General features: G+C 57.2%; 8 protein-coding genes and 1 pseudogene. 4 read left to right on the forward strand and 5 right to left on the reverse strand.

The window, feature by feature from the left end:
- Positions 1-155: 155 nt before the first annotated feature.
- From istB to AC0L2K_RS34530, 3 genes and pseudogenes are all read right to left on the reverse strand, one after another.
- Positions 156-821 (reverse strand): annotated as a pseudogene (gene istB / locus AC0L2K_RS34520) (IS21-like element helper ATPase IstB).
- A 165-nt stretch (positions 822-986) separates the two neighbouring features.
- On the reverse strand, positions 987-2,453 hold the full coding sequence (locus AC0L2K_RS34525) for an ApeA N-terminal domain 1-containing protein (RefSeq protein ID WP_473533596.1): 1,467 nt from the start codon (positions 2,451-2,453) through the stop codon (positions 987-989).
- A gap of 248 nt (positions 2,454-2,701) precedes the next feature.
- Positions 2,702-2,923: a hypothetical protein gene (locus AC0L2K_RS34530; RefSeq protein WP_473533597.1), complete on the reverse strand. Its 222-nt coding sequence runs from the start codon at positions 2,921-2,923 to the stop codon at positions 2,702-2,704.
- A gap of 145 nt (positions 2,924-3,068) precedes the next feature.
- On the opposite strand from AC0L2K_RS34530, the gene AC0L2K_RS34535 reads away from it, so the two are divergent.
- Both AC0L2K_RS34535 and AC0L2K_RS34540 read left to right on the forward strand, forming a co-directional pair.
- Entirely contained in the window at positions 3,069-3,335 is a 267-nt protein-coding gene (locus tag AC0L2K_RS34535) for a hypothetical protein (protein ID WP_473533598.1), read from the forward strand.
- A gap of 19 nt (positions 3,336-3,354) precedes the next feature.
- On the forward strand, positions 3,355-3,570 hold the full coding sequence (locus tag AC0L2K_RS34540) for a hypothetical protein (RefSeq protein WP_473533599.1): 216 nt from the start codon (positions 3,355-3,357) through the stop codon (positions 3,568-3,570).
- Between the two features lie 229 nt (positions 3,571-3,799).
- Here the strand turns inward: AC0L2K_RS34540 and AC0L2K_RS34545 are convergent, their stop codons facing one another.
- Positions 3,800-4,309, reverse strand: a complete 510-nt coding sequence (locus AC0L2K_RS34545) for a hypothetical protein (protein WP_473533600.1) — start codon at positions 4,307-4,309, stop codon at positions 3,800-3,802.
- A gap of 495 nt (positions 4,310-4,804) precedes the next feature.
- Between AC0L2K_RS34545 and AC0L2K_RS34550 the strand changes: the two genes are divergently transcribed.
- Positions 4,805-4,948, forward strand: a complete 144-nt coding sequence (locus AC0L2K_RS34550) for a hypothetical protein (RefSeq protein WP_473533601.1) — start codon at positions 4,805-4,807, stop codon at positions 4,946-4,948.
- A gap of 371 nt (positions 4,949-5,319) precedes the next feature.
- Positions 5,320-5,622, forward strand: coding sequence for a DUF4236 domain-containing protein (locus AC0L2K_RS34555; RefSeq protein WP_473533602.1), 303 nt, complete (start codon positions 5,320-5,322; stop codon positions 5,620-5,622).
- Between the two features lie 127 nt (positions 5,623-5,749).
- On the opposite strand, the gene AC0L2K_RS34560 is transcribed toward AC0L2K_RS34555, so the two are convergent.
- Positions 5,750-6,190 carry a Ros/MucR family transcriptional regulator gene (locus AC0L2K_RS34560; RefSeq protein ID WP_473533603.1) on the reverse strand — a complete coding sequence of 147 codons (441 nt, stop codon included), beginning with the start codon at positions 6,188-6,190 and terminating at the stop codon, positions 5,750-5,752.
- Positions 6,191-6,484 lie beyond the last annotated feature (294 nt).

The raw sequence follows: 6,484 nt of genomic DNA on the forward strand, positions 1-6,484 counted from the left end.
AGTCTGTCAATGACCGTGGAATCGGGACCCCGCATTTTCGCGCAAAAGGGACCCCGGTGTTGGGGCGGTGAAGGGCACGCCGATGAGCGCCCGATCAGCCGGAGCTGGTCGGGGTTGCACAGCCTGATCGGGCGCGGCTGATTGGCTTTTCGGCTTTAGCTTTGAGAGCGGCTCTTGAAGCGCCAGGATTCGTTTCCGGTCTCGACGATCTCACAGTGGTGCGTAAGGCGATCGAGCAGCGCGGTGGTCATCGCTCGGCCATTCGCCGAAGGCGAGATTGGTGGTGATGATGACGCTGGTGCGCTCGTAGAGCTTGGAGACGAGATGGAAGAGCAACTGCCCGCCGGCCTGGGCGAAGGAAGATAGCCGAGTTCATCGAACACGACGAAGTCGAGCCGAGTGAGATGGTCGGCGATACGTTCCTGTCAGCCGGCACGGGTCTCGGTCTCGAGCCTGTTGACCAGGTCGACGACATTGAAGAAGCGCCCGCGTGCACCATTGCGGATCAGTGCCCGGGCAATGGCGATCGCCAGATGCGACTTGCCCGTGCCGGTGCCGCCGACCAGGACGACGTTGCGCTGATCGGCAACGAAGGCGCCGCCGGCGAGATCACGGATCAGACTCTCGTTGACTGGCGTCCCGGTGAAGTCGAAGTCGTCGATGTCTTTCGCCAGCGGCAGCTTGGCGACGGTGAACTGGTATTTGATGGAGCGCGCCTGCTTCTCCGATATCTCGGCCTGCAGCAGATCGCCGACGATCCTCGGCGGCTCGTGCTGCCGCTTGATGGCGACGCCCGTGATCTCGTCATAGACCGATCGCATCCCGTAGAGCTTCAGCGTACGCGCCAGTGGGCAAGGACACTTTTCGCCTCCTTGGGCAACGCCTTGGCACCTTGGCACAAAGGGTGGGCCGAGCTTCGAATTGGATCGCCGGGCTTTTTTTCACCACAAGCTGCCGGGGATCGGCAACTTTCAAACATCTCGCTATCAGGAAATCGCCTGGTTCCCCTCGTCAGCGGTAGCGGTCTCATCGCTCAGCAGAGTCAGGCCGGCCTCCTCAAGCACGCGAACGGCGGCATAGGCGTTGTGTCCGTCGACGAACCGGCGCCGGACGAGCGGGCTCGGCAATCCGGCGAGATGGAGAAGCAACGCATGATAGAGGAGGCTCAGCGCCGAACTCAGCCGCTGGATGTCGTCAACAAAGGCTTCGTAATCGCCGTCGGATTCCCGTCGGCCGCCGAAGTGGGAGACGTCATTGCGCCGCCCTGCGCATCGTTCAGCGAAGTTTTTCAACTGCCCAGGTTGGAACTCAAGAGGCAGGGTTCCGACAAGTTGAGCGATCCTGGTGGCAAGCGACGGTTCGTCACTCTGAGGCAGCATCCGCTCAGCCCAGTCGCGATCCTTTTTCCTTTCGATCCCGTCTAATATGCGCTTCACCTTGGCTGCGAGCTTCGGATGGGCCTCGGGTGCGGGATAGAGCGTGCGATGCAGTGCCTCCAAACCCCACACGAGACTCGCAAAGCGGTGCTCTGGGTATTTCACTTGACCCCGCCGGTTGCCGAGATACAGATGCGCGCCGGGGCCGAACCGGTCATAGTGCGCTAGCCATGTCTCGAGCACCGCACCTAGTGTATCCCGGCATAGGCCGAAGGTGGCGAAACACTTATCCCATATCACCGGCTCCGGTCCGCGCGGTATGCGACGGTAGTAGAGCCGGACAGGGGCGCCACGCCGGGTCCGGCGGAGGATGGGGAACGGCACACCTCGATTGCTGTTGGTCAGCAAAATCAGCAGGTCTTCTATTTTCCACGTCAGATTGACGGCATCTTCGATAGTCAGCGACCGCTCTGACCGCAGCAGGCGCAACGATGCCCGTTCCTGCCAGGCCACTCGGCGCATCTTGGGAGAATAAGGGCCGTCAATCCAGCGGGCCAACTCGAGCGTTTGCCCGTCCATGCTCCAGCGTTGCGCAGCGGATTTCCCGTAAGTGGCCGTGACGGTCCGCGACGTCTTCGCGATCTTTATGCCCCTCAAAAGAAGCCAATCCTCAAGACCGTCGAGAGGTATCTCGAGTCTCGAGAACCGCAAGTCTTTGTCCCCCTTGAACCGCTCGCTAGAGATGAGACATTGGCTGGCGAGGTAGGCTTCGGTGGATGGTCCGTCCATATGGGTGTTGCCACCGTTCGTGGTCAGTCCTCCGAGCCACACCCGCTCGTCTGTCCCGGTGAGGACCCCCGCCACGCTGCCATCAACTGGACCCTGGCGAAACAGCCGCGAAACACGATCCACGGGACCGGGCCCCCCGAGTGGGGCGTCCAGTTCCAGGTCGATGCGACCGGTCTCGGACACCCGCAGCATGCCCGGGACGCTGGTGGGGTGCGCGAAATGTGTATTAGGCACCACCAACTCAGACTGCCAGAAGTAGCCCCGGCTTTCGACTAGGTAAGACGGCATTCTCGGTTCAACTCTATCGACGGGGACCTGCGTAACACCCGCTCTGCAATCGGGCTCGCTAGCTTAATCCACCTTACGGTTTGACTCGAGCCAAAGCGATCATGGCGCGCCAGCTCGCCCACAACGGCTCGTTGGTATTCCGATCTGTGGGGTTACGCAGCCAAGGCTGGCATCATGCCCAACGCAAAGGTCGAAGGCGAGAAGATATCGTCGGCACTCGCCCGTCGTCCACGGGAAGACTCGACCGCTTATTTCGCGTCGTAGGCCGTGTAGGACATCGTAACGGTCGAGCCAATCTCCTCGGTCACCATCACTAGTCGATCTCCGGCGGCCGCGACCACCGCGTCGCCTGGGTGTTTTTTACTTCCTGTGCGGACATGCGTGACGAGGGTGGCGTCGGGGCAAAGCGCCTGAAGGGGAGCATTGGAATTCTTGTCCGAGCCATGGTGAGGCAGGGCGAGCATCCGCACGCGCGCGAGTTCATCCCGGTAGCAATATTGCCAGTGACCTGATGAGGTGGACGGCCTCCGCTCCCGGCATCGCTCAGATGATAGCCTTCTTGCAATGGCTGAGCTCAGACCACAAAGTCGGTACGTATTATCTAGAGGGTCTCTAATGAGTGCTCGCCTATCGACAGTCATCAGGATCGGCGAAGCCGCAAAGGCGATTTTACGAAAGACTCAGAGCTTTCCAACCAAGGGTTTCGGAGATCATGAAGACCTGAGCGAACGCGAACATATCGGTGTTGAGCCGATGCTCCTGGCACTTTCGATGGAGTTGGCACTCAAAGCGTGGTTCGTTTTCGACCACGACGATCCAAAAACTACCAAATCGCACGACCTGATGAAGCTGTTTGACGACCTAAAGCCCGAAGAAACTTGAAGCGGAGTTCAAGAGATCAGTGGCTCCCTACCATCCCAACGGTCTCTACATCGACTACAGCATCCGTCAGATTCTGTATCAGCACAAAGATGCCTTCATCGACTGGCGGTATCTGCATGAGGCCAATAAATCGATGATGTTCGATCAGGGTGCTTTTGAGGCAACGCTTGAAATGGTGCTCCGGGAGTTCGAGAAGAGATATCGCATTGAGCAAGTTATGCCGGTGTCGATTTGATCGGACCTCGCAACGCGATCGCCGCAATCGCCGTCATGGATACGAAAACGCGGGTCGATCTCGCCCGAGTTAATATCAAGAATGTCGTTGACCGAATCAGCGCCCTTTTGCTGATCTCAGAGCAGAATGCTCTGATTGTGTATTCGCCGCGTTATCGAACGTCAATTCCGCGCCGCGCACAAGGACGCTCAGGAACGCACGATCAATCGTGGGAAGTGCTTCGACCATCTCAGGATATCACGCGGCTGTTGTACACTGCGATCCAGGCATCGTGCTCAGCTTTGAGATTTTCGACGAGGGCATTCACCGTCAAATCATTGATTGCCTGGGGCCTTCCATGAGCGAACGCGTTTCTGCGTTCGTGGATGTCCTTAAGTAGATCTGCAACTACGGGAAACCCATTGATGCGAAGGTCGTCGAAATAATTCGTCCTGAAGAATATCTTGTAGAGGTCGTAGAGGCGGCTCCCAATTCCAGAGTGACGCCGAAGCTCGTCGTCTAAGACACGTTGTGGGAGGGCACGCATGGCAGTTCTGTGAAGCCTCTCGATACGAGTCTCGAAGTAGCCCCAGAACAGCAGGACCAGCGCCGCCCGAGCGGATGGGCGCTCAGCATCGGCAAAATGTGAAAACTGTTCAAATTCAGCGACCGGACGTTCCCACTCACGCTGCAGCATCTGCAGATAAATGTGATCCTCATAGCGACCTTCGGCGCCTGCGAATGCCGGATGGATGATCATCTGTTGGCCGTTTATTCTCGTGATCTGAGGCGAGGTGTCGAATGGGTCGGCACCACAAGCCGGGCAGGGCGCATCAATCTTCCTAATTCCTGCGCAGTCCCCGCTGCATGATATGTAACCCGACCAGAGGCTTGCCCATGATCTACCAGGTAACTCGTCGAACCACATCGGATGACCCCATCGTGTCGTTTGTCAGACTAGACCTCATTCTGGTCGCGATCAGCGCCGAGCAATCAAGCCGGCGTTCGCACAAAGCAGTAAAGCGCCGCAATTCCTGTTTTTGGCGCCGACGACCGGGCTTCCAGGGCTCTCTTCCGGTAGTAGTTGCTTGATCCATCGGCGGAATGGTGTCGGAAATCGCGAGGCCTGAACGTTTCATGATGTGATGCAGATGAGATTTTCCCATATATAGACCTTCTGTTTTTTGCCCGGCGCCCCCGGCGAAACGACGTACTGCGACGACCGACTATGGACCGGATCGGATATCTAATCCTTATGATCACATCGTTCGCCGAATTCCTCGAGCAGCTTCAGGAGAAAGAAGCTGCCATCCTCGCCGAACAGTCCGTGACCCATGGTCCGACGATCGGCGATATCTACGAGGGCCTGACCCGCGAGCTTCTTGAGCGCGCTAGGTAGCATGGGCCAAGCGTTGTTCCTTTCGGGACACGCCTACCGGCAGGTCATTGGTTTTCTCTTAAATCGGCTTTGATAAGGCGATCTAGATCGCGCATTTCTGCGGTCACGCAGTGCAGAGCCGTGTTCCAGTCGTGCTGGAACGCCCTGCAGCAGAATGATTTATGCCTTTTCTTGTCGACCTTCCCAAGGGTGCGAGTGCAGCTGAGTCAGGCGAGGTCTGGAGAAAATTCCGCGCTGGCCCACAGCACCCCTGGGTGGACTTGGGAGAAAAATTGGAGAACAACAAAAATCGGATGCGAGCCATATAGTCGATCCGAGAGATTTCCGAGAAATATCAGTTGAAGGATCTTTGTCTAAACAGTTAGAAGTCAATGTTATTAGAAACGAGTGCCGGGGGGCGTATCGTGGGATTCTATATTCGAAAATCGGTTTCAGTCGGACCGTTCCGTTTCAATTTGTCGAAATCCGGAATCGGAGCATCAGTAGGCATGCCGGGACTCAGGGTCGGAAGCGGACCTCGCGGCAACTACATCCATGCTGGAAGAAATGGCTTCTACTACCGAGCCACTTTGCCTTCGGTTCGGCCTGCCCGGCTTGGTCCTCCGGCGTCGATTGGCTCAATGCGATCTTGCTCGATTTCAAAACGTCGTCTGGCGACTGCCCCCATCTGGTGAATTGCCAATCGGCGCGAGCCACCGTCACGGGAAGGAGGGCGGCTAGCGCAAAACTGCGGAAAGCTGCGGCAAATAAGCGTGAACCCCTTTCCATCGATGTCCTCTCTCAGTCGCCTCAAATCTCAAGCTATTGGCGAGCCTTCTGCCGTGGCGACTTTTTTGCAGGCTTGGCAGGGGCCTTCCGACCAAGACCCATAGACTTGGCTAATTCCGACCGCGAAGCCGAATAGTTCGGCGCTACCATAGGGTAGTCCGCCCGTAATCCCCACTTCTCGCGGTATTCATCCGGAGTGAGTCCGTAATGGACGCCGAGATGACGCTTCAGGGATTTGAATTTCTTTCCGTCCTCGAGGCAAATAATGTAGTCGGGAAACACTGACCTCTTCGGATTGACTGCTGGATCTTGGGCCGGCTTCTCGGGTTCTATCGGCTGGCCAATTTTCGAAAGTGACGAATTCACGATGGAAATCAGTTCCGGCATTGAAGCGACCGGTACCGCGTTCTTACTGACGTAGGCGGAAACGATGTCGGCGGTCAGTTCGATCAGATTGAAAGTCTCGTCGGCCAAAGCAAATTCTCCTTTTCAAGCATCCGTCTTCCTAACTTCCCGATGTGGTGCAATCAACGACAGAAGCGTACGTTAATACTCATTTGCTCGACCGCGTTTCGGGCACTTCGGACGCGACCCTGGAGGTAATGGCAGGTATGCGGATAGCTTGGCGCAATCCTCGACTAGTAGCTCGACCACCCAAGAGGTTACACGGAGCAGCCAGTGAAAGCGAAGTATGTGCACATGGGGAATGCGCACGACGAACGTTCACCGATCGACTGCCGACGGTAGCTGATCCATACGCGCGTCGGA

Source organism: Mesorhizobium sp. WSM4817 (assembly GCF_055811135.1).